This window comes from Methyloprofundus sedimenti (genome assembly GCF_002072955.1).
Classification (GTDB): Bacteria; Pseudomonadota; Gammaproteobacteria; order Methylococcales; family Methylomonadaceae; genus Methyloprofundus; species Methyloprofundus sedimenti.
The window spans coordinates 391299-414438 of the sequence record NZ_LPUF01000003.1; the positions used below are offsets into that span (position 1 = coordinate 391299).

General features: G+C 44.4%; 19 protein-coding genes, 1 other RNA gene and 2 pseudogenes. 8 read left to right on the top strand and 14 right to left on the bottom strand.

Translation table 11 applies throughout. The features are described 5' to 3' along the window. Positions 1-3: 3 nt before the first annotated feature. The 4 genes from dnaX to AU255_RS16710 all read right to left on the bottom strand — a co-directional run bounded on the left by dnaX (position 4) and on the right by AU255_RS16710 (position 3455). Positions 4-1617 (bottom strand): DNA polymerase III subunit gamma/tau, encoded by a 1614-nt coding sequence (gene dnaX / locus AU255_RS16695; RefSeq protein ID WP_080524028.1) that lies wholly within the window; start codon positions 1615-1617, stop codon positions 4-6. Positions 1618-1651: 34 nt separating this feature from the next. Continuing rightward, positions 1652-1748, bottom strand: an RNA gene (gene ffs / locus AU255_RS16700) — signal recognition particle sRNA small type. A gap of 223 nt (positions 1749-1971) precedes the next feature. Next, on the bottom strand, positions 1972-2172 hold the full coding sequence (locus AU255_RS16705; RefSeq protein ID WP_080524029.1) for a YgaP family membrane protein: 201 nt from the start codon (positions 2170-2172) through the stop codon (positions 1972-1974). Positions 2173-2180: 8 nt separating this feature from the next. After that, positions 2181-3455 (bottom strand): NAD(P)/FAD-dependent oxidoreductase, encoded by a 1275-nt coding sequence (locus tag AU255_RS16710; protein ID WP_080524030.1) that lies wholly within the window; start codon positions 3453-3455, stop codon positions 2181-2183. A 324-nt stretch (positions 3456-3779) separates the two neighbouring features. Here AU255_RS16710 and AU255_RS16715 point away from each other — a divergent pair, with 324 nt between their 5' ends. The 7 genes and pseudogenes from AU255_RS16715 to AU255_RS21155 all read left to right on the top strand — a co-directional run bounded on the left by AU255_RS16715 (position 3780) and on the right by AU255_RS21155 (position 14680). Then, positions 3780-5198: a TolC family protein gene (locus AU255_RS16715; RefSeq protein WP_080524031.1), complete on the top strand. Its 1419-nt coding sequence runs from the start codon at positions 3780-3782 to the stop codon at positions 5196-5198. Between the two features lie 54 nt (positions 5199-5252). Continuing rightward, positions 5253-6302 carry an efflux RND transporter periplasmic adaptor subunit gene (locus AU255_RS16720; protein WP_080524032.1) on the top strand — a complete coding sequence of 350 codons (1050 nt, stop codon included), beginning with the start codon at positions 5253-5255 and terminating at the stop codon, positions 6300-6302. A 12-nt stretch (positions 6303-6314) separates the two neighbouring features. Next, complete coding sequence (locus tag AU255_RS16725; RefSeq protein WP_080524033.1) at positions 6315-9596, top strand: efflux RND transporter permease subunit; 3282 nt, start codon at positions 6315-6317, stop codon at positions 9594-9596. 544 nt (positions 9597-10140) lie between these two features. Next, the gene (locus tag AU255_RS16730; RefSeq protein WP_080524034.1) at positions 10141-11847 is read left to right on the top strand and encodes an arylsulfatase; all 1707 of its coding nucleotides are present in this window, start codon (positions 10141-10143) and stop codon (positions 11845-11847) included. 146 nt (positions 11848-11993) lie between these two features. Beyond that, positions 11994-13016 (top strand): HAD family hydrolase, encoded by a 1023-nt coding sequence (locus AU255_RS16735; RefSeq protein WP_080524035.1) that lies wholly within the window; start codon positions 11994-11996, stop codon positions 13014-13016. A gap of 105 nt (positions 13017-13121) precedes the next feature. Further along, positions 13122-13583: pseudogene (locus AU255_RS21150) on the top strand (sulfatase-like hydrolase/transferase); the annotation flags it as partial. Between the two features lie 203 nt (positions 13584-13786). Continuing rightward, complete coding sequence (locus AU255_RS21155) at positions 13787-14680, top strand: sulfatase-like hydrolase/transferase (protein ID WP_269844831.1); 894 nt, start codon at positions 13787-13789, stop codon at positions 14678-14680. An 860-nt stretch (positions 14681-15540) separates the two neighbouring features. On the opposite strand, the gene AU255_RS20510 is transcribed toward AU255_RS21155, so the two are convergent. The 3 genes from AU255_RS20510 to AU255_RS16755 are packed head-to-tail and all read right to left on the bottom strand — an operon-like array spanning position 15541 to position 16792. Continuing rightward, positions 15541-15846: a hypothetical protein gene (locus AU255_RS20510; RefSeq protein WP_198942674.1), complete on the bottom strand. Its 306-nt coding sequence runs from the start codon at positions 15844-15846 to the stop codon at positions 15541-15543. Beyond that, entirely contained in the window at positions 15843-16388 is a 546-nt protein-coding gene (locus AU255_RS16750; RefSeq protein ID WP_080524036.1) for a DUF4136 domain-containing protein, read from the bottom strand. The genes AU255_RS20510 and AU255_RS16750 overlap by 4 nt, the downstream gene beginning before the upstream one ends. Before the next feature lie 41 nt (positions 16389-16429). Beyond that, entirely contained in the window at positions 16430-16792 is a 363-nt protein-coding gene (locus tag AU255_RS16755) for a DUF1214 domain-containing protein (RefSeq protein ID WP_080524037.1), read from the bottom strand. 338 nt (positions 16793-17130) lie between these two features. On the opposite strand from AU255_RS16755, the pseudogene AU255_RS21485 reads away from it, so the two are divergent. Next, a pseudogene (locus AU255_RS21485) lies at positions 17131-17232 on the top strand (DUF1653 domain-containing protein); the annotation flags it as partial. 152 nt (positions 17233-17384) lie between these two features. Here the strand turns inward: AU255_RS21485 and AU255_RS20915 are convergent. The 7 genes from AU255_RS20915 to AU255_RS16790 form a co-directional block, all read right to left on the bottom strand. After that, positions 17385-17684 carry a hypothetical protein gene (locus tag AU255_RS20915; protein WP_233144717.1) on the bottom strand — a complete coding sequence of 100 codons (300 nt, stop codon included), beginning with the start codon at positions 17682-17684 and terminating at the stop codon, positions 17385-17387. 24 nt (positions 17685-17708) lie between these two features. After that, the gene (locus tag AU255_RS16770; RefSeq protein WP_080524039.1) at positions 17709-19418 is read right to left on the bottom strand and encodes a restriction endonuclease subunit S; all 1710 of its coding nucleotides are present in this window, start codon (positions 19416-19418) and stop codon (positions 17709-17711) included. Further along, positions 19418-19582 (bottom strand): hypothetical protein, encoded by a 165-nt coding sequence (locus tag AU255_RS20920; RefSeq protein WP_233144718.1) that lies wholly within the window; start codon positions 19580-19582, stop codon positions 19418-19420. Before AU255_RS20920 ends, AU255_RS16770 begins: the two co-directional genes overlap by 1 nt. A 109-nt stretch (positions 19583-19691) precedes the next feature. Next, positions 19692-20684 (bottom strand): RhuM family protein, encoded by a 993-nt coding sequence (rhuM, locus tag AU255_RS16775; RefSeq protein ID WP_080524040.1) that lies wholly within the window; start codon positions 20682-20684, stop codon positions 19692-19694. Between the two features lie 11 nt (positions 20685-20695). After that, positions 20696-22156, bottom strand: a complete 1461-nt coding sequence (locus tag AU255_RS16780; RefSeq protein ID WP_080524041.1) for an N-6 DNA methylase — start codon at positions 22154-22156, stop codon at positions 20696-20698. Between the two features lie 46 nt (positions 22157-22202). After that, positions 22203-22676, bottom strand: coding sequence for a hypothetical protein (locus tag AU255_RS16785; RefSeq protein WP_080524042.1), 474 nt, complete (start codon positions 22674-22676; stop codon positions 22203-22205). Positions 22677-22739: 63 nt separating this feature from the next. Then, positions 22740-23120: a GxxExxY protein gene (locus AU255_RS16790; protein WP_080524043.1), complete on the bottom strand. Its 381-nt coding sequence runs from the start codon at positions 23118-23120 to the stop codon at positions 22740-22742. Positions 23121-23140: the final 20 nt, after the last annotated feature.

Genomic DNA, 23140 nt, shown 5'->3' on the forward strand with positions numbered 1-23140 from the left:
TTTTTACACTGGCTCGATTGAACCAGGAATGACTCGAGCATCAAAAGTTGCTTTTAATGCCTGTATGTTTTTATCGCTATCTATTGCATCGACCGCTTCTTGCTGTCGATTTAGTTTATCTTTATGATTTTTTACTGCCGGTGTGTCACTGAAGACAGACCCCGTTTTAATAACTAGCTTCAGCGCTTTAGCATAATATTTTTGTACCGCTTCCTGTAATTTTTCTTCAGAACGCGTGCCTTTAATTTGAAATTTCGGGTCTAAAATCAATCGGCATTGCTGCTCATCTACTGACTCTAAAATACAATTATTCGCTAATTCACGTGGTAAGCCAGTTAAATTCATGGCATCTATCATATCATGCCATGCTAAATCTCCGCCTGATGGTACCATTGGAGTAATCGCAACAGTTTTTATATCGGGCTCAGGTTTTGTTTGTTTGGCAACTTTAATGACCGGGGGCTTTTCTATAACAGGTTGTGAATTTTGAATTGGTACTCTATTAGACACTCTACCCTGCTGAACAACATCATTTTTTTGCGGACTAAAAGCCAACATTCTGAGCAAAATCATTTCAAACCCTGCTCTTGGCTCAGGCGCTAAGCTCAAATCTTTTTGGCCCATTAATGCAATTTGATAATACAATTGCACTTCTTCAGCAGAAAATAGCAAACTTAGTTCGCGCAGCATCTCAGCATCTTCTTCAGTTTCTGCGACAGAAGGTACAAGCTGTATTAATGCCAGGCGGTGTAAGACATGCAGTATTTGCTGGATTATATCGGCAAAGTCCGGCGATAATTCAGCCATTTCCTGAATTGTGTACAATACCTTTTGCGCATCCTTTTGTGCTAAACAACGTAACAAATCTTCTACCGGTTGCTGAGCAATTGTACCCAGCATCTGACTCACCGTCTCGATACTGACCACATCATTACCAAAAACAATTGCCTGGTCTAATAAGCTCAGACCATCACGCATACTGCCGTCAGCGGCACGTGCAATAAGGCGTAATGCCTGTTGCTCAAATTTGATGTTTTCTTCGCCTAAAATATAGGCCATTTGCTCACTTATCTGACTTGGGGTCAGACGCTTTAAATTATATTGCAGGCAGCGTGATAAAACCGTAACAGGTATTTTTTGTGGATCAGTGGTCGCTAATAGAAATTTAACATGTTCAGGGGGTTCTTCCAGCGTTTTAAGTAATGCATTAAAACTATGACCTGATAACATATGCACTTCATCGATCAGGTAAACCTTGTATTTACCGCTATTAGGTGCATATTGTGCATTATCTAATAGATCACGGGTATCTTCGACTTTGGTACGTGAGGCTGCATCCACTTCGATCAAATCAAGAAAGCGCCCTTCATCCAGCGCCTGACAAACAGCACATTGCCCACAGGGATTATAATCTTGAAGATTTTCGCAGTTGATTGCTTTTGCCAGGATTCTGGCGATGGTTGTTTTACCTACACCTCGAGTGCCAGTAAATAAATAGGCATGGTGCAAGCGGTTATGTTGCAGTGCATTAATTAGCGACTGGCTAACATGCTCTTGACCAACAATTTCAGTGAAATTATGCGGACGCCATTTTCTGGCGAGAACCTGATGATTCATGACAGAGTGGTAGAATGTAGAGATTGGGCGGATACCATGCCAGCCACATCTCGGCACACGAATCTTCTGCTACCGTTGCTCCCTTCCGGGCCTGGCGGGGTTGACAGAATATCGTTGCGAGAGGACCGACATGGTAACCATAATGTCGACAACCACTAGCGTTGAAGAGCGAGTATTATGCGTTATTTATAACCGCAGTTCAAGCGTAAATCGTAATTTATTATATACTTGTATGTTTACAACCGCTTAGCGAAATAGTGCACTCCCTCCCCGTATACAACAGAACAAAAAAAGGGCTTTTACACTAAGTAAAAACCCTTTTTATATTAACTATGACTTGAGTAAAACTAAATATTAAAATGCACACCCTGGTTTAACGCCAAGTTTTTTCAAAATAATTGCCATAGGGCAAAAGCCTGTAAAAGCAGATTGAAATAAATTAGCACCGACAAAAGCTGTAAACCAGAGCCAGTTAATTGAATGATATTGTGACAACACCAGACTAATTAAAATAAACGCACCAGCAACAGCAAAAACAATACGATCTATAGTCATTTTTTTACCTATTTTAAACGCACAACACCCATAAATTTTAAAATCATCTTTTCGTAATACGGCTCACTAATTCCTTTACGAATTTTACGCATAAAGTATTTTTCAAAACCTATTTTTGCTAAATGCACCCATCTACCTTCTTGTGACCAGGTGGTGTTACGCGGTGGAATTTGCGGTACAGCTAAAAATGCAATACCGGTATCTCCCATATCAGCAAGACATAAGGCATTTAAACTCGGTATATCAGTCGGCTCTTTACCCGCCAGCTCATCTCTAATATTATGCGCTGTTGCGGTTACCATCGACTCAATCATATAACCAGTTTTAGGCGCACCAACAGGTAATGGTGTTTTTTCTACTGGTGGTAATGCAATACAAACACCCACAGAATAAATATTCTTAAAGGTTGGGTTACGTTGATGCTCATCAACAATAATAAAACCGCGTGGGTTAATCAAGCCTTCTGCTTTAGTGTGGCGTACCGCGTCAATACCTGTAAATGCAGGCAACATCATTGAATGTTTGAAAGGCAATTCATATTTTTTCTTGTCCTGCGCATTTTCATCCACTTCAGTCACAAACATCATGCCGTCTTCGATTTTATCGACTTTAGCATTGGTTATCCAGTTAATGGTTTTATCCCGTAAAGCACTTTCCAGCATTCCTTTAGTATCTCCGACACCCCCCAAACCTAAATGACCGATATAAGGCTCTGAAGTGACAAATGTCATCGGCACCTGATCACGGATTTTACGTTTACGCAATTCTGCTTCCAGAATCATGAGGTATTCATAAGCAGGACCAAAACAAGATGCCCCCTGAACGGCTCCAACAACAATTGGCCCAGGGTTTTCCATGAACTTCTCCCAGTCTTGCGCGGCTATCGCTGCATGATCCACATGACAGACTGAAGAAGTAAACCCATCAGGACCCAGACCAGGCACTTCATCAAAAGCGAGGCGTGGTCCGGTGGCAATAATCAGATAATCGTATTCAACAGCAGAGCCATCGTTTAATTCAATTTTATTATTTTCAGGATCTACCAGAGTTGCAGCTTTCTGAATAAACTCGACACCTTTTTTCTTAAAAACAGGCGCGAGTTCAATTTTAAGTTCTTCAGGTGTACGCCATTTTGGCGGAACCCAGGGGTTAGATGGGACAAAATGAAAGGTGGGTGAATCAGAAATCACCGTCACCTGATGATCATTACTGATATTTTCTTTCATTTCAAATGCCATTGGCACACCGCCAATTCCAGCACCCAGGATAACTATTCTAGCCATTATATTCTCCTCGTATGATTGTAAAAAACAGCCATAACAAATATATTGGTTTTATTTTGCTTTGGCTATAGACTCAAACTGTGATTCAGAATTAAAACTCCGTGACACACTCATCAAATGATTGCCATGATAAATATCACTTGCTATTATATTAGCATTCCCTAAAATACCAAGCAACCTATTTACCGCTTTATTTTTACTTGTGCCGAAAAGTCTGAATAATAACAGTACACAAAAGTTTAGACATTTTTTAATTAATAACAATGCCTTATATATTGTAAATCAGGACTATCTATTCTATACCGCTCTCTTCAAGGATAATACATGAAACACAAAACAAAACACCTCATAAGCACAAGCTTATGTTTTGCGCTTTCTACGTTTACTATCTGTAGCTTTGCAACAGGAAATAATGACTCCCCCCTCCAAAGCGAGTTAACTCAAAAAGAACTTAGCAATAACAACGCTCTCACCTTAGACGCTCCGTTAGATTTATCTCAGACTATCAATCTGGCTTTAGCAAGAAACCCGGATATGCATATTACTCAACAACGCATTGCCATTGCTCAAGCTCAAGTAGGCGAAAGCCTCGCCGCTTTTTATCCGCAACTTAAAGGGCGTGTAGGTTATGAATATAGTAACAACCCCGCGCAAGTCTTTGGCATGATTGTGGCACAAAGTGATTTCCAGCAAGAAGATTTTGCCAATATCAATAATCCGGGAGGTCGGACCAATTTCCGCCCCGAAATTATTGCCAATCTTTCACTTTTTAATGGCGGACAAGACTATTATCGCTATAAAGTAGCGGAGTTAGGTGTTGAAATATCAGAACTGGAACGCACCTCTTTGCATAATAATCTAGTGCAAATGGTCACCGATAATTTTTACGTGCTATCCGTTGCCAAAGAAAATCAATCTATCGCCCAGCGCGCCAAAGATGCTGTTGAGCATGAGCTTAAGAATGCGCAAATACGCTATCAGGAAGGTACAACACTTAAATCTGATGTACTTTCCTTACAAGTTCGCCTGGCAAATACAGAAGAATGGTTAATAAAGGCAACAAATGGTATAGAAATGGCTAAAACCGGATTACGCACGTTGCTGGATTTAGATACTTTTAGTCCGGTTGAGACAATTAATCCGGATATTAAAGAGCTACCAGCCCCGCCTAGCTCAATCCAAGACGCACTAATGACTGCCACAGTCAATCGACCTGAAATTCAAATGGCCGAGAAGCTAGTCGCAACTCGCACACAACAAGTAAAAATTGCACAGGGTGAATACCTGCCGCGAGTCGGTGCTTATGTGAGTTATGGGGGCAATAGCGAAAATGGCTCTATAGCGTCAAATCAGGATAATGTAACGACAGGTATCGCACTGGAAATGGATCTGTTTTCAGGTTTTGGTACACAACAGCGCGTTAAGCAAGCAGAAAGTCGACTAAAAGAAGCACAGCAGCAAGCCCGTAAAGTCACATTACAAATCAATCAGGAAGTGACCAACACTTATCTGGCACTAGCAGATGCGATACAGCGCTATAAAGTTGCCACAACCTCGGTGACAGCAGCGGATGAAGCATTCCGTTTGGTTACGGCTCAATTTCAAGCAGGCACAGCCTCGGTCACACGTTATATTGAAGCAGAAGTTGCCCAGGATCAGGCTAATGCCCGAACTATTTCTGCACGCTTTGACACTTTTCGCGCTTATGCTGCTCTACAGCGGGTCACGGGAACACCTGAATAATTCAGACCAATAAGCTGACTATAAAAATCACCCTCGACTAAATCGACTATTGCCATGAAAAAATTTATATATCTCTCCCTTACTGTTATTGGCTTAATACTGATATTACTGTATATGTTAGGCATCATCGGCGCTGAAAAAATAACGCCGGGTACGACACCAGTATCCGCAAACACCCTGAATAACAACACTAAAACAGCTGTAGTGCAAAAACAATTGCTGGATGACAGTTTTTCCTGGCCTGGTACAGTTAAATCACGTTCTGAAATCAACATTTCTCCCCGCATTACCGCACGTATTCTGGATATCAAAGTAAACGCCGGTGATAAGGTATCCAAAGGCGAAGTAATCGCTACACTTGACCCTGAAGCACAGCGTAGTCATGAACGTAGCGCACAGGCAGCACTCAGCGCAGCCAGGGCGAATGCCAAACGTACCGCAGCGGATGCACAGCGAATAAAAAGCCTGTACTCCAAAGAAGCGGCAACCAAAGAAATGTACGACAACACCATCGCCCAGTATCAAATCGCTCAAGCCCAGGTTGAAGCAGCCGCCAGCGCCTTAAAAGAAACCAGTATTGGTTTAGCAGATACGATACTTAAAGCACCTTTCGATGGCATCATTATTCAACGCCTGAAACAACCGGGAGATATGGGACTTGCTGGCGCTCCAATTGTAGCCATGCATAATTCTGCAGCATTACGTCTTGAAGCAGCCGTACCAACCAGCTGCGCGCGTCACATTAAATTAGGCGATCAAGTACCCGTAAGAATTGAAACGGTAGACCAACAATTTACTGCGGAAATTGATGAAATTGTTCCTGAAGTTGATCCACAAACCCGGACGATTCTAATTAAAGCAGCCTTACCTTTGGACGCACCCTTACAACCAGGTTTATTTGGCTGGTTAGATCAGGTTTGCGACCAACACCAAGGTTTATTGGTCCCCATAACGGCAGTACGTAAAATTGGACAGCTGGAAGTGGTCAAAGTCGTTATCGATAAGCAACTCCAGACACGTCAAGTACGCATTGGCAAACATTATGGCCACGATGTAGAAATTCAATCCGGCCTGAATCCAGGCGAAACCGTAGTCGTGCAATAATCGGAGTCCATTATGAATGACCTGCAACACACAGAAGCAAACAATCCCGGCCAAACTAGCTGGATAACCCGAATCGTCAAGTCATTTACCATCGGCTCACTTTCTCCGATGCTCATTATTGCCGCTTTGTTGGCAGGCGCAGCTGCATTAATGCTCACCCCACGAGAAGAAGATCCACAAATAATCGTCCCCGTGATGGATGTGATGGTGGAATTTCCAGGGGCCAGTGCTGAAGAAGTAGAAAAATTAGTCACCACGCCTTTAGAGTCCTTATTAAAGCAAATTGAAGGGGTGGAATATGTCTATTCGGCGGCAAGCCCAGGCATGGCTATCGTCACGGTGCGCTATTATGTCGGCGAAAATCTGGAAGACAGCCTGATCAAAACCTGGAGTCAGATTATGTCGAATCAGGACAGCATGGCCCCAGGCATTGCACGCTGGATTGTTAAACCGGTTAATATTGATGATGTGCCCATTGTTTTGCTCAGCTTATCGTCTAAATCAAAAAATCAAAGCGAAGTCTCTTTGCGCCGTACTGCCGATGAATTACTCCCACGACTACGGGATGTGGAAAATGTTGCCAAAAGCTGGGTAGTCGGCGGTGCAAAACGACAGATTACAGTGTATCCGGATCCAGCAGCACTGGTTGCGCATGGCACGTCTATCATGGAAATCATTCAGGCGGTCGGTAATGCCAATATTAATGTCGATACTGGCAATTTTGCCAGTAACAATCAGCAAGTTTTCTTAGAAGCTGGACCGAATTTTAGTTCGTCGGAAGAAGTCGGCGCTACTGTGATTAAAAACGCGGACGGTCGTCTGGTGTACTTACGTGATGTTGCACGTATTTTAGATGCCGGTGAAGACAATAACACCTACACCCGTATTGGTTTCGGACCTGCCTCGGAAAAAATGCGTTTACTCGGACAGGAAAAACCTGTTGTTAATGAGGCGGGTAATGAATGGCCGACTGTTACACTCGCCATTGCCAAACGCAAAGGCAGTAATGCGGTACAAGTTGCAGAAGATGTTATTGCGATGGCACAAAGCTTTCAGGGCACTATCATACCTGATGATATTGTCATATCGGTTAGCCGCGACTATGGCACAACAGCTAATCACAAAGTCAATGAACTGGTAGAGCATTTAATGCTTGCCATTCTGATTATCGTTATCCTGATGGTTTTCTCTCTGGGGAGTCGAGAATCTCTGATTGTCTCGATAGCCGTACCGGTAACGTTTGCGTTTACCCTGCTCTGTGACTTAATTTTTGGCTATACCATTAATCGAGTTACCTTGTTCGCCTTGATTTTATCACTGGGCTTACTGGTCGATGACCCTATCGTCAATGTCGAAAATATTCACCGACATTATTTACTGCGCAAAGAACCACCGCTACAAGCCTTATTATCAGCGATTCAGGAAGTATTACCACCAACAATTGTGGCGACTTTTGCGGTAATCCTGACATTCTTACCGATGTTTTTTATTACTGGCATGATGGGCCCTTATATGGCACCGATGGCATTTAACGTACCCGTGGCTATGCTGGTTTCATTAATCGTTTCACTTACCATTACGCCGTGGGCAAGTTATTTACTGCTAAAAAGACATGAAGGCCATGACGAGGAAGAAGGCTTTGATTTAAAACAATCCGGAGTCTACCGTTTTTATCATAAAACGCTAGGAGCCTTGATAGCATCACCTAACCGTTCCAGATTATTTGTTCTCATCATTTTTATCGCCTTCCTGGGTTCTGCCATGCTCGCAGTTACCCGCGCGGTACCTTTAAAGCTACTCCCGTTTGATAATAAGAACGAATTGCAGCTGGTTATTGATATGCCGAAAAACAGTACACTGGAGCACACCGATCAGGTTGCCCGTGCATTAGGGCAGTATTTGGCTACCGTCGATGAAGTAACTGATTACCAGACCTATATCGGCCAGGCTTCACCGATGGATTTTAATGGCATGGTACGTCATTATTATCTGCGTGAAGGCAGTAATCTCGGAGAAATTCGTATCAATCTAGTCGCAAAAGAACTGCGCAAACAACAATCGCATCAGATCGCCCTGCGTATGCGTAAACAGATAGAAGCGATTGCCAAAAAATATAATGCCAACGTAAAAATGGTCGAATCACCACCTGGCCCACCGGTACTGGATACCTTGGTTGCTGAAGTCTATGGGCCTGAAGATGCCAGTTATGATGAGTTAATAAATGTCGCAAGAGATGTGCGCACACGCTTCAATCGCACTGAAGGCGTAGTCGATGTAGATGATTATTCATTTGCACCCTACCAGCGCCTGCTGTTCCATATCGATAGGCAAAAAGCGGCCTTGACTAATGTGGATAGTTTACAAATTGCGCAAACCTTAAAAACGGCGTTAAGCGGCCAACTACTAGGCACTTTACATATAGCCAGTGAACGTCAGCCTTTGCAGATTGTCTTGCAATTACCGCGCGAACATCGCACTTATATAGATGAACTATTGACGCTACGGATTAAAAGTCGAACCGGCGAATTAGTTCCGCTTGCTGAATTAGGCCAGCTTGAAGAGTTAGACAATGAGCAAACCCTGTATCATAAAAATATGCGCAGAGTGGCCTATGTGATTGGTGATACTGCAGGACGTAGCCCGGTTGAAGCCATTATCGACTTACTCAGTGATTTTAGCGATCAGCCTTTGGCGGATGGTTACAGCGCTGAATTAGGAGGCGAAGGTGAATGGAAAATTACCATCGATGTGTTTCGTGATCTGGGTATCGCTTTTGCAGCTGCTTTGTTAATGATTTATGTCTTGTTAGTCATACAAACAGGTTCATTAAGCTTACCTGCAATCATGATGATTGCCATTCCACTGACGGTAATCGGCATTATGCCAGGGTTCTGGCTGCTTAATGTTTTATTTGCCACGCCGGTAGACGGTTACCCGGATCAGATCTTTTTTACCGCAACCGCCATGATCGGCATGATTGCCCTGGCTGGGATTGTAGTGCGAAACGGGATTATCCTGATCGATTTTATTGAAAAAACACGCCACCGAGAAGATCACCCAAGTATAGAAGATGCGCTAATAGAGGCAGGGGCAACGCGTCTGCGCCCTATTCTACTCACTGCAGCGGCGGCAATGTTTGGTGCAGTGGTGATTATTCTTGATCCGGTATTTTCTGGCCTGGCGTGGAGTTTTATTTTCGGGATTTTTGCTTCAACTGGATTCTCATTATTTGTCATTCCAGTGGCTTATTATTTAATCAACAGAAATAAGCCGTTAGATAAACCGACAGTATAAAACTTGTATTATCTGGAAGTGCAAGCTGGCTTGCCTGCATATTGCGGACGGGCCGTCCGCGCTTCCCGCAATTTAAATTACTTAATGATCATGACGAGTAAACTCTGTCGTCCTGCTTACGTAAAATCATTTCAACTTTCGCTTACGGCCTGCTGGATTGCGCACATCGTGCTTAACATTTGGAGTTACCTCCGCCTGTCCGATGTTTACTATCTGGTGGTTGACTTACCTTGCCAGAGTGAGACTTTTACCCACTTGAATTATTGACCTTGCTCGGCCGCAAACCCCTTTTATTGTGCTTTGATTTCATTGATGAAATTTCGCCGTGCACAACCCATGTTATTTCTTGAAAAAACCAGAGAAGCGGCGTAGACTCAAAAACCTGGCTATCTGGCTATCTGACTATCTGGTTATCTAGTAAAAGTGTTGTTGCAACGCCTCGCTGGGTGGTACTAAGTTTAATTGTAAAATTTCGAGTCACGAAAAAAATCATGGTGAATTTGCGAGTTTTTAACTCAAATTAATAAAAATCAGGGAGAATGAAATGCGAAATAAGTTTAGTGCAGTTTTAACAAGCTGTCTGATGGTTTCTGGGGGGTTGATTTCCGCTCCAGTCATTGCCGTCGAAAAGCCCAACATCCTGTTCATCATGGGTGATGATATTGGTATTATGAATGTGGGTGCCTACCATCAGGGCTTAATGGTAGGCGAGACGCCTAATATCGACCGCCTTGCCAAAGAAGGCGCGAAGTTCATGACCTATTATGCCGAACAGAGCTGTACGGCTGGGCGTACCGCTTTTTTTACCGGGATGCATCCGTTACGGGCGGGCATGGTCATGCCGCAGCTGCCAGGTGCCACCAGTTCGCTATTGCCGGGCACCCCGGCACTGGCGAAATTCCTGCTAGACCTGGGCTACAACACCGGCGAATTCGGCAAAAACCACCTCGGTGATAAATCGGCATCGCTGCCAACCGCTCACGGCTTTCAGGAATTCTGGGGCTACCTGTATCACCTCGATGCCATGCAGGGGGTGAGCTTCCCGGATATCAACAGCTCCCCGACCGCTCAGACCGTTGTTCCGCCCTGTGAGAACACGCCGGTTAAAGGTCTCAAGTCGGTTCCCGGTGCTGTGAACCCGAAGACCGCGCTTTGCATGACACCGCCACGGCCGGTTATCCATTGCACGTCCAAGGATGGCACTGAGAAAAACCAGAGCTGTAAGGACGAAGGGCCGCTGACACTGGAACGTTCCAAGATCGTGGACGAGGAAATTTCCTCTCAGGTCATTGACTTCCTCGACCGCAATGACCCCAAGAAAACCAACAAGCCATTCTTCGTCTGGTATAACCCGGCGCGCATGCACATTACTACCATGTTCTCAGACAAGTACATGGACATGCTGGGCGTGAAGGGCGGCAAAGACTGGGGTATCAACGAAGTCGGCATGAAGCAGATGGATGACAACATCGGCTACGTGTTTAAAAAGCTGGAGGACATGGGCCAGCTCGACAATACTATCATCGTCTTCACCACCGACAACGGCGCCGAGACGATCACCTACCCGGACGGCGGTGTCACGCCTTTCAGGGGCGGCAAGCTGACCACCTGGGAAGGCGGCATGCGCGCGCCGATGCTCGTGCGCTGGCCGGAGCACATCAAGGCCGGCACGCATCCTGACCAGATATTTTCCTCTCTGGACTGGGTGCCCACCCTGGTTAATATCGCCGGCGGGCCTTCGGGCGATGGGCTGAAGAAGGAGATTGAGGCCGGCAAGTACCCCGGCATCATCAAAACCACGCTAGACGGTGTCGACCAGCGGGCTTATCTGGAAGGCAAGGCCGATTCAGCACGCGACACGTTCTTCTACTACACCGGCGCACAACCTTCGGCGGTGCGGTACAAAAACTGGAAGTTCTACTACACGATGGTGTCTTCCAATGCGCTGGATGCGTTCGATGACGCAAGCACCTATCACTGGACCCAGATCAACAACCTCAAACGTGATCCCTTTGAGAGGACTGTGGCGTCGGCTGAAGGTAGCCTGCTGGCCTACGGCGGTGCACTGGCCGCCCCGAGCACCGCGTTTATCTATGACTGGAATATGCTCCCCATCGGGCAACTGCTGTGGCTGAAGGAACTCGAGACGTATCGGGAATACCCGGCGCTACAGACTCCGGCGAGCTACAACCTGGATAATATAATCAAGTCGATGCAGGATACGAGACACATCAGCCACGCGGGTGACTAACCAGTCCGCTTAAAGGATGTGATTTAGCAGTAATAGAACGGGCGCCTGAAAAGGTCGCCCGCTTTTTTTTGGTGATTAACGCGGTATAGCCGCGTGTCTGAATTTCTATTAGACCACTCTGTATTCTATTGAACAGGAGAACAGCCATGTTGATATTCCGATTTTTTTCCAGATTCTCGCGGGGCCTGGCGCTGGGAATGCTGCTTGCATTCGGTGCGCAAGCGCAGGCCGATGCACTGCCTTCGTGGAACGATGGCGCCGCCAAACAGGCGATCGTCAATTTTGTGCAAACGACCACCAGGCAAGACAGCCCAGAGTTCGTGGCACCAGCCGAGCGTATCGCTACCTTCGACCAGGACGGCACGCTATGGGTCGAGCACCCGATGTATGCTCAGGTGATGTACTGTTTCGATCGTGTACCCGTGGTCGTGAAAGCGAAGCCCGAACTCGCTAAGGTGGAGCCGTTCAAGACGGTGTTGTCGGGCGATCACGAGGCGATTGCCAAGCTCTCGATGGACGATCTTTTCAAGATTCTCGCCGCCACCCTCACTGGCATAAGTGTCGATGAGTTTAAAGCCCAGGCTCAACAGTGGCTCGACACCGCCAAAGACTCACGCTGGAAGCGACTGCATACCGAACTCACCTATCAGCCCATGCAGGAAGTGCTGCAGTACCTGCGCGCCAACGGCTACAAGACTTATATTGTCACCGGTGGCGGCCAGGACTTTGTGCGTCTGTACTCGGAACGAACCTACGGCATTCCGCCTGAGCAGGTCGTCGGTACTGCCGGTGGCACAAAGTACGGTTATGATAAAGAAGGCAAGCCATTTCTGACCAAGGAACCCAAGCTGCTGCTCAACGACAATAATGCCGGCAAGCCCGAGGGCATTCACCTGATGATAGGGCGCCGCCCGCATGCTGCATTCGGCAATTCCACCGGCGATCAACAGATGCTGGAATACACCAAAGCGGGCGAAGGTACGCGGCTATCGATGTTGGTGTTGCACGATGACGCCAAACGCGAGTATGCTTACGGACCGGCCCAGGGGTTACCCAATACTCACGTCGGCGCCCTCACTCAGACATTATACGACGAGGCGCAGAAACAGGGCTGGGTCGTTATCAGCATGAAAAAGGACTGGAAGCGGATTTTCGCATTTGAGCCGTGACGCCTCGAGATCTCTGTTGGGTACTCCGAACAGGATGATGTTTACCTACCATATCTCGCGGTGTTTACCGCAGCTATACCTAAATTAAGTTAATGGAGACAAACAATGCAACACAAAAAACTGGCGAGATATATCCCCACTCTGCTGACTACTTTTACCGCCCTGATTTTTGCGACTGGTCCGTCTCTGGCGGCAGAAAAGAAACCGAATATTCTCATCATCTGGGGTGACGACATCGGGGGCTTCAACATCAGCGCCTACAACCAGGGCATGATGGGTTACAAAACGCCTAACATCGACCGTATCGCTCATGAAGGCGCACTGTTCACCGACTGGTATGCTCAGCAGAGTTGTACTGCCGGTCGCGCCGCCTTTATCACCGGCCAGTCTCCCATCCGTACCGGTCTGACCAAGGTCGGTCTGCCGGGTGCACCGGAAGGCATGCAAAAAGAAGACCCCACTATCGCCGAACTGCTTAAAGCACAAGGTTATGTGACCGGCCAGTTTGGTAAGAATCATTTGGGCGACCTCGACGATATGCTGCCGACTAATCACGGTTTCGATGAGTTTTACGGTAACCTCTATCACCTGAACGCCGAGGAGGAGCCAGAGTATGCCGACTATCCGAAAGACCCGGAGTTCAAGAAGAAATTCGGCCCGCGCGGTGTCATTCATAGTTACGCTGGCGGCAAGATTGAAGACACTGGGCCGCTGACCAAAAGCGCATGGAGACGGTGGACGATGAAATCACCAAGGCGGCGCTTGGCTTCATGGACAAGGCTCATAAGGACGGAAAGCCCTTTTTCTTGTGGTGGAACGCTACCCGCATGCACATCTTTACCCACCTCAAACCAGCGTCCGATGGTAAGACCGGACTTGGAATCTATGCCGACGGCATGGTCGAACACGACGGTCATGTCGGTCAGTTGCTCGACAAGCTCAAGGAGCTGGGCATCGAAAATAATACGATAGTCATGTATTCCACCGACAACGGTGCCGAGGCGTTCACCTGGCCCGACGGCGGCACGACGATGTTCCGCGGCGAGAAGAATACCAATTGGGAAGGCGGCTACCGCGTGCCGACAGTCATCCGTTGGCCTGGCGTCATCAAGCCCGGTACGATCATTAATGATATCGGTGCGCATGAAGACATGCTCCCGACTCTGCTGGCCGCTGCAGGTGATACCACGGTCAAGCAGGATCTTCTGAAGGGTAAGGTCGTTGGCGACAGAACCTTCAAGGTGCATATCGATGGCTACAATCTGCTGACTGCACTCAAGGGTAAGGAGCCATGGCCACGGCATGAGTTCCTCTATTGGACCGATGACGGCAGTGTGGCGGCGCTACGCTACGACAACCTCAAGATTACTTTCCTGAAACAGAACACCCACGGACTGCAGGTCTGGCTGCACCCCTTCGAGGAGCTGCGTGCGCCGATGGTGACCAACCTGCGCATGGATCCATTTGAGCGCGCCGAGTATGAGGCCATGGGCTATGATCGCTGGTTCCTCGAGCACATGTGGACCATCGCTCCGGCAGCAAGTTACGTTGGTAAGTGGCTGCAGAGCTTCCGCGACTTTCCGCCCCGGCAGAAGCCTGGCAGCTTCAACCTCAATCGCGTAATGGAGGCGGTAACGACCGGTGCAACGGGCACAGGTAAGTGACGCGCTTATAGAAACGGAAGTAACAAACAGAAAAAAAACAGAGAGTCGAGTGGACTTTTCTCAAGACCACACGGAATGATCCTCTAGGAAATGTCACCATTGTTATACTTCGTGCGGTCATGGATACGGTTGTATAACAAGTTGATTTGAGTCGAGAGCAAAACGTTGCAACATAAGCGCGCCACTATTTTTCGCGAAAGCTGCGACGAGGACCGTCCCGTCACCGCAGCGAAAAACTACGTGGCGTCTATGCCTGCGGCGGCCTGCTTCCGTGCCGCTTTGCCATACTATCGCAAGCTCGGCACTGGCTTCGCAGTACTACCACAAATGATGATATGGACTCCTCTCCCTCCTTCGGTGTCATAATGCACCAAAGAGTAATAACGGAATACAGAGGAGTCCGACATGAATAATAACCTCATTGTTTTAGATAGAATAACTGGTGCCAGCGTAAACTTAAATTATTTATTTACTTTTTCCTTCCGCCAACCAACAGGTCTGCCCATTTTTTTGTTGCCATCCTCCGCCCTGATAAGCTCTTGCTTTGTCTAAGTTGAATAATTTGAGAGAGTATAATAGAAACTTTAAGTTTACGCTGACCCCAGTTATATTCCGTGGAAATGGTTTTGTGGAAGCAAGTATTAGCCGCTCCCACAAAATAAGTCCATTATCCAAGTAGAGAATACACTTGCACGATTATTTTACTTGGTAACCACGCCCTTCAAGGCACGCCGAATAAGCTCGGCTATAACCATCACTTAATTGTGCTATTGAAGCTTGCTGTTGCTGAGCTTGAGCCTGTTGCTGTTGGCGAACATTAGAGTTTCTTGCTGCTCGCCCGATACCACCCGTAGCCGCACCTATAGCCGCACCTTTACCCGCATCGCCCCAATCGCGGCACCAGCTGCTGCACCTCTTGCCGCTCCACGAATTGCACGAGGTTGGCCTGCTGTTGATCCACTCGATGCTTGTGGCGGATTCATCGGGTCATAACCCGCTTGCCCTTTAGCCCAAACATAGCAATCATATTTATCTTTTTCCTGTTGCTGAGCTGTTTGCCCTTTCGACGGATAAATAAAAGGTTCAGCGGCTTGTATACTCGCTGCCATGCCATACAATAAAGCACCTGAAGTTAAAAATGAGATTAAATGCATTTTTTTTATCATTTGAAGATACCTTTACTTGTTAAATTTTTGAACATTTTACTAATGGCATAATCTAAACGCTCACGCGCAATATCAGCCTGAAATGTTTTGGCAATATCTGCCCGTGCACTGCCCAACCAAACCACATAACCTGTTTGCATATCAACGAGTGCCACAACTAATGCGCCTTTAGGTACATTCTCCAAAACAATAGTTTCTGTTTCTGGATTTACCTTTAACTGCATGGCATCCATATCTACACCCAGAAAATAAGCAACACCCAAATCAGCATCGTCCTTTACGCCAAAAATATTATTTTTACGTAATTCACGATCGATTAAATATTTAATATCACCCGCCAAGTCAACCTCTGTAGGCTGCCATTTTTCTTCCGGATCATTCAAAACGCTCGAAGCACCGATCCAGACATAAGAATGATAGGCCGCCAGGTTAACTTTAGAATCAGATTCTGTTTCGACTTTGATATCCTGTGTTGAAACAGTGCTACAAGCCGTTAATAAACTAAATACCAGTACCCCAAAAAGGGTTAAAAATTTTTGCATAAATTTCTCCTAAAATATTAAATAAATAACAAAGTAAAATACTATTTTACCAATTCAAAATCACTTGGCTTCCAGGTCTGATCAAACCAAGCCTGCTCTCGCCTATAAAGGCACAGCAGAACATTGTAGCTTTTACTCGGCATCTTTTGAATCCAATTACCCTCATGACCTTTGGGCGCTTTAGGCCCAAACCACATAATATAAGGACCATCGGCATTTGGCTGCACAGATGGGTTATTACTATCCAGACCTGCTAACTTCTGATCGGTTTCAAGCATGGAGCGCGTTTGACCATCATAAACCATAAATGACCAGAAATTATTTGCCGGAACGGGCCCTGGTAAAGTCACGCTATAAGTCTTACCTCCTTCAAGATAATGACCTGCCGAATCATGTGCAGCAATCCCACTCCCACTGGGCTAAATACTTTGTACATAAGTTTTTTCTATTATCTACTAACTACATTAAAAATTATCAGCTGGATACACGCTGAGTTCATACCCTAAAAATATGCCCATAAGAATACATTGTTTCCAGCCATAATAAACAAAAGAACACCTATAATTAATACGGCTATCCACTTAAAACGAGACAGATTAAAAATCTATAGGGCGTGACTTTAGCCCGCTAATGACAATCACCTGCGCTAAAGGCGAGCTGAAGCCACGCACTACAAGTATAACTAATGTTCCGCCTTAAATGAGGGAAGTACGGAGTCAAGGGAAGTACGGAGTCAGATCTATGGGTAAGGCCAGCGAGTATGTTTCTTGATGTGGTTGAACGTGATGAGAAACGGTTTCAGCGATTTGAATTTTTAGGGGATTCTATCGCTGATATTGAATGAGATATTGGATTGCTATAAACGACGCACGTCACCATAAAGAATGGCGGCGTAAACTTAGTTTATAAATCAAGTTGGCTGTCCCCTTGAAGTTCTTACCCAGAATTTCTTACCTAAAAATAAGTAACAGTTTATGCCGCTATTTCTAGGTGGCATTAAGACCATAAATTTGTAGAGGGCATTATGTAGAACTCGCCCGCGTTGCCTGCACTCTGTAAGTCTTTTAAGATTTGTTCGTATAAATCGCCAAACAAATGCCGCTCTTGTGAGTCGGTAAAGTCAATTTCATTGAGTTTGTTAATCACCTGGCGTAACAGCGTGCCATTTTTCATGTAGTTAAAGGCATCGCTAAACGCTTCTTTAACGACAAAACCACGCGTGCAACCAAGGGGGGAGGTCTTGTATTGTGCATTCTTTGGTTTTAATTCCGTATATTTTTTATCTAACAATCCCATCTTTAATCTCCTTATCAATAATGCTTAATTTATTGCCTGTTCGACGATGGTATCGGCGAGGTGGAGTTGGGTGGTTTGGGCTTGGCTGAGGCGGGTTTTTAGTTGGTCGCATAGAGTCATTAGTTCATCGGCTTTTTTTACTATGCGGTGTTGTTCGGCTAGTGGTGGAAAAGGCACAGGTACTTTTTTAAGCTTACTTGCTTTTATCCCTCCTGCTGCTGAGCCTGTCTGATTGTCTTTAATAATATCTTGAAACTGTTGTGACATAAGTACATACAAAAAAAACGTTGTATCAAATTTCATAAAGGGCTGAAAACAAATAGTTCTTTGAGCTAACGCAAATTCATATTCTAGTTCTACAAGGCTCACAAAACCCATTGTATGTCCTTCCGTGACAAATAAAATGTCACCAATTTGAGGAAAGCCTCTGACCATCCAACTTTTATATAGTTCTTCACTTATATATTCTATTGGGTCATTCTTAATAAAACCCATTCTAATGTTTTTTGCCGTTATAATTCGCTTTCCTTTATCTGACTTCGCAGGGTTTTTTCCTCTATAGTCAATGAATTTAAATAAATCTTGGAGTTCAATTTTTGACCATTGTTTGGGGTATGACCAATCACAATTTTCTCTGATTATATTATCTACGGAGAGGCTCTTCTTGATTTTCTTATCTTTAATTAACTGCTCTTTTTCAGCGGCTATTTTTTTCAGTAATACGGACGCGGGTTCGTCGTTGGGGTTTTGTGGGACGAGTTTGCCTATAACCGCGAGTTGTAAGACGGTTTGTTTTAGCTGGTCGATGCTGTGCTCTGTGGTGAACAGGGTATCGAAGTGTGCGGCGATTCTTGTCCAGCTTTGATTAAAGGCTGCTGTATTTTCGCTGCTGGTCAGTGTGGCCAGCAGGGTTTCCACTAAGGTTTGATGGGCGGTGATGCTGTTTTCGGTTTGTTGCTCTAACTGATCACACAAAGCCATAAGTTCATCGACTTTGGCGACGATGCGGTATTGTTCTTTAAACGGAGGAACTGCAAATAGTCCTTCTCTTAATGATTTCGTGTCTAAATGTGGTATTGCTGCTCCTTTCATTGAGCTATTGAGCCGCTGAAAAGCTTGTCTGAAAAAAAGCTTAACATACACTTGTATATACGTTGGCGTTTCTATGATTGCAAGTGTAGATCCAATTACGCCATCTTTTCCATCAAGAACTAAGCCGCTACGAGAGCCATCGCATACAACTAAAATATCCTTATTGGTTGATCTAGGACATTTTTCATCGTCCGTATATCTAAGTATATTGCCTCTATCTAATGCTTCAATATCTAGGTAAGGGGAACCAATATTATTTTCGGATAAATTTTTTGGTTTTTTCCCTTTTGTTAAAGTAAATAAATCAATATTTTTACTCCACTCCCATCCATCAGGCAATTCAAACGGCTTTTCATCCTCACCAATCTCAGGCAGGGCTTTAGACGGTTTAATCTTTTTATCTTTAATTAATTGCTCTTTTTCAGCTGCAATTCTTTTCAGCAATACCGATGCAGGTTCATCATTGGGATCTTGCGGTACTAATTGTCCGCGCACTGCCAGTTCCAAAATCAACTCACGCAGTTTTTTAATGCCGGTCAGTTCTATTTTTTTATTACTGCCACGTCCTTGTGATGAGCGTTTTTTGATGGCGGATGTCCAAATATCAATATATTCTGTTATTAATGTGTGAGTATCAGCCATTATTGATAAGCTCCACCGCTAACACATGGAAAAAAGAAATTTGGTTTTACCATGAAGCGCATGAAGGACTTGAAGTTAAAAAAACGGATGCCTTTCACTTCATTATCTTCCTGCCCTTCATGGTGAGCATTATTCTGTGGAAAAAAGAAAAGCTTTACTGTCATCTCTGCCTCTTATTTTTTTGAGTCTTGTTAACGGATAGCATATTCATAATAGATAGTTCCCACGGTCTGGAGCATGGGTACGAGGCGGTTATTAATGTGTTGATAGCGGTCATGCGGACTCTTCTACTGTTTTATTGTTTACCGACAACATAGTCATAATCAGTCGGATTAAGGTTTCTTTTTGTTTAGGGTCTGATTCTGCAACCAGTAAGGTTAAAGCCGCCAAGCCTGTGTCATTGATAATAGGCTCGCCGTGTTGATTAAATAAATGTTGGTTGCGGTGTAAAAAATCTACAAACAAAAAGGCACCACTGCGTTTATTACCATCGGCAAAAGGATGGTTTTTTACGATGAAATAAAGCAGATGCGCGGCTTTGCTTTCTATCGTTGGATAAGCAGGTTCACCGAACACCGTTTGTTCTAAATTACCTAATAAGGCAGCTAAACCCTCACCGCGTGGTTGTGCGAATAAGTGAGTGGCTTCACCGCGCTTTATTAAGCTTTGTTTTAATTCAGCCAATGAGTGACTGGCTTGCGCAAAGCTGGGTAATTTTCCGCCTGCGGTTCCATTGGGTTCTGTTAATAAGCCTTCGTCATAACGCTGTAACCACAAAAAAGTTTGCGTATAACGGCTGACTATTTCGATCAAACCTCTGCCTGTGTCGCTATTTAGCTCAGGTGATAAAGCGACTTTCTGGACTAACTTTAATGCGGCTTCCAGTGCCTGTGCATTTTCTTCAAAGCGTTGCTGATTGAGCGTGTAACCTTGGGTGAGGTGTTGTTTTAATAGTTTGCTTGCCCATTGGCGAAAGCGTACACCTTGTTGAGACTTTACTCTGTAGCCTACAGAGATAATAACGTCTAAATTAAAAGATTCTACTTGGTAGGTTTTACCGTCACGCGCAGTTGTTGCATTTTTTGCAACAACTGAAGAACGTATAAGCTCTTCATCTTTAAAAATATTTCGTATATGACGAGAAATAACAGATTTATCCCGTCCAAATAACTGTGTCATTTGTTCAAGGTTAAGCCAAACCGTATCTTGCTCTAGTTGAACCTGAATCTCTCCGTTTGGACTTTCAAAAATAACTATTTCATTCATTATTTATGACCTTATGCATTAAGTGCATTATTTAAAATAGTTTTCAACTGCTCGCGCAAAGCCTGAATATCCGCTTGTTGCTGGCTGTAATGGCTGAGTAATTCTTCTGGGTCATGACTGATGACCTCACCAATATGCGGATTTTTAATATCTAAATTAAAATTACGCTCGATAATATCTTGAATGCTGACTTGCCAGGCCTGTTCAGTCTCTACCCGTTTGGCAAAACCATCGGCTTCCTCGCCCCACCAGTCTATTTCGGTTTGAAATTCTTCAAATTTCATCGGTTTGGTTTTATTATAATTTTTTACGCCCTCTGGATACGGGTGTTCGTAATACCAGATGTTTTCGGTGGGTTTGCCTTTGGTAAAAAATAAAATATTGGTTTTAATGCCCGTGTAAGGCGCAAACACGCCATTGGGTAAACGCACGATGGTGTGTAAATTACATTCTTCAGTGAGTAACTTTTTGATTTTGGTTTTGACGCCTTCACCAAATAAAGTACCGTCAGGTAAGACCACCGCTGCACGGCCACCGTCTTTTAACACTTCAATAATCAGCTGTAAGAATAAATCAGCGGTTTCACGGGTACGAAATTCAGCGGGAAAGTTGTTTTCTATGCCGTCTTCTTCGGTGCCGCCAAACGGTGGATTAGTAACGATAACATCGAGCTGATCATCCCAACTGGACAGCGGCTTGCTTAAGGTATTGCCGTGTTTGATTTGTACGGGGACTTCGATACCGTGCAAGAGCATATTGGTGGTGCAGAGTAAGTGCGGTAATTGTTTTTTCTCTACGCCATGAATTTGCTTTTGCAGGATCGGTAAATCGGTGCTGGTATTTTTAATATAATGTTGTTTAACATGCTCAAAGGAGCAGGCTAAAAAGCCACCGGTACCGCAAGCTGGATCCATAATGCTTTCACCCAGCTTGGGGTCTATGCGGTTGACCATAAAGCTGGTCACGGCTCGGGGGGTGTAAAACTCGCCCGCGTTGCCCGCACTCTGTAGGTCTTTTAAGATTTGTTCGTAGAGATCACCAAACAAATGCCGTTCTTGCGAGTCGGTAAAGTCAATTTCGTTGAGCTTGTTAATGACTTGGCGTAACAGTGTGCCGTTTTTCATGTAGTTAAAGGCATCGCTAAACGCTTCTTTAACGACAAAACCACGCGGATTAAGCGTAATCGGTGCGGTTAAGTTTTTAAGATCAGGAAACAGTTGGTCGTTGACAAAACCGAGTAATTCTTCACCGGTTATGCCTTCGTTGTCTGCTGCCCAGTTGCGCCATAAGTATTGTGTGGGCAGTGGTTCGCGGTAATTATCTTGTTCAAATTCTAGCTCTTCTTCCTGGGCATCAAATATCTTTAAAAACAGCAACCAAGACATTTGACCTAAACGTTGTGCATCGCCATCTACACCTGCATCTTTACGCATGATATCTTGAATGGATTTTATAACGGAGCTGACTGACATGTTTTCTCTTTAGTGTTGTGTTGTGTTGTGTTGTGTTGTTTTATTTTTACCATGAAGCGCATGAAGTACTTGAAGTTAAAAAAATCTTATTGTCTTTCCCTTCATTATCTTCATGTCCTTCATGTCCTTCATGGTGACAATAATTCAGTTTTACCATAAAGTACATGAAGGGCTTGAAGTTAAAAAATCTTACGTCTTTTCCTTCAGTATCTTCATTATCTTCATGGTGACAATAATTCGGTTTTACCATGAAGTGCATGAAGGACATGAAGTTAAAAAATATTACGTCTTTTCCTTCATTATCTTCATGGCCTTCATGGTGACAATAATTCGGTTTTACCATGAAGTGCATGAAGGACATGAAGTTAAAAAATATTACGTCTTTTCCTTCATTATCTTCATGGCCTTCATGGTGACAATAATTCGGTTTTACCATGAAGTGCATGAAGGACATGAAGTTAAAAAATATTACGTCTTTTCCTTCATTATCTTCATGGTGACAATAATTCGGTTTTACCATGAAGATAATGAAGTACTTGAAGTTAAAAAAATCTTATTGTCTTTCCCTTCATTATGGATGATGTCATAAAATAAAGCTTTTTAACCCTTGCTTTAATAGCTTCACATTAAAATTGATTAAGAACCCTTGTTTGATGTTCATTAATTTCATATAGGTCAAAAGCTGTGCTTCGTGTATTCCCTTTAATTGTTCTACACTTTTTAATTCCAAAATTATTTTATCTTCAACTAATAAATCTAATCTATAACCACAATCTAATTGAATTCCTTTATAGTTTACGGGTAAAGGGTACTCGATTTTAAACTTAATATGATTAATGCTTAATTCGTGGGCAAGACATTGCTGGTAAGTCGATTCCAGTAGGCCTGGACCAAGTGTTTTATGAACTTCAATTGCACAACCAATCACCTTATTTGATAAATCGCTAAACTCTCTTCCCGTCATTACTCTCATATCCTTGTGGT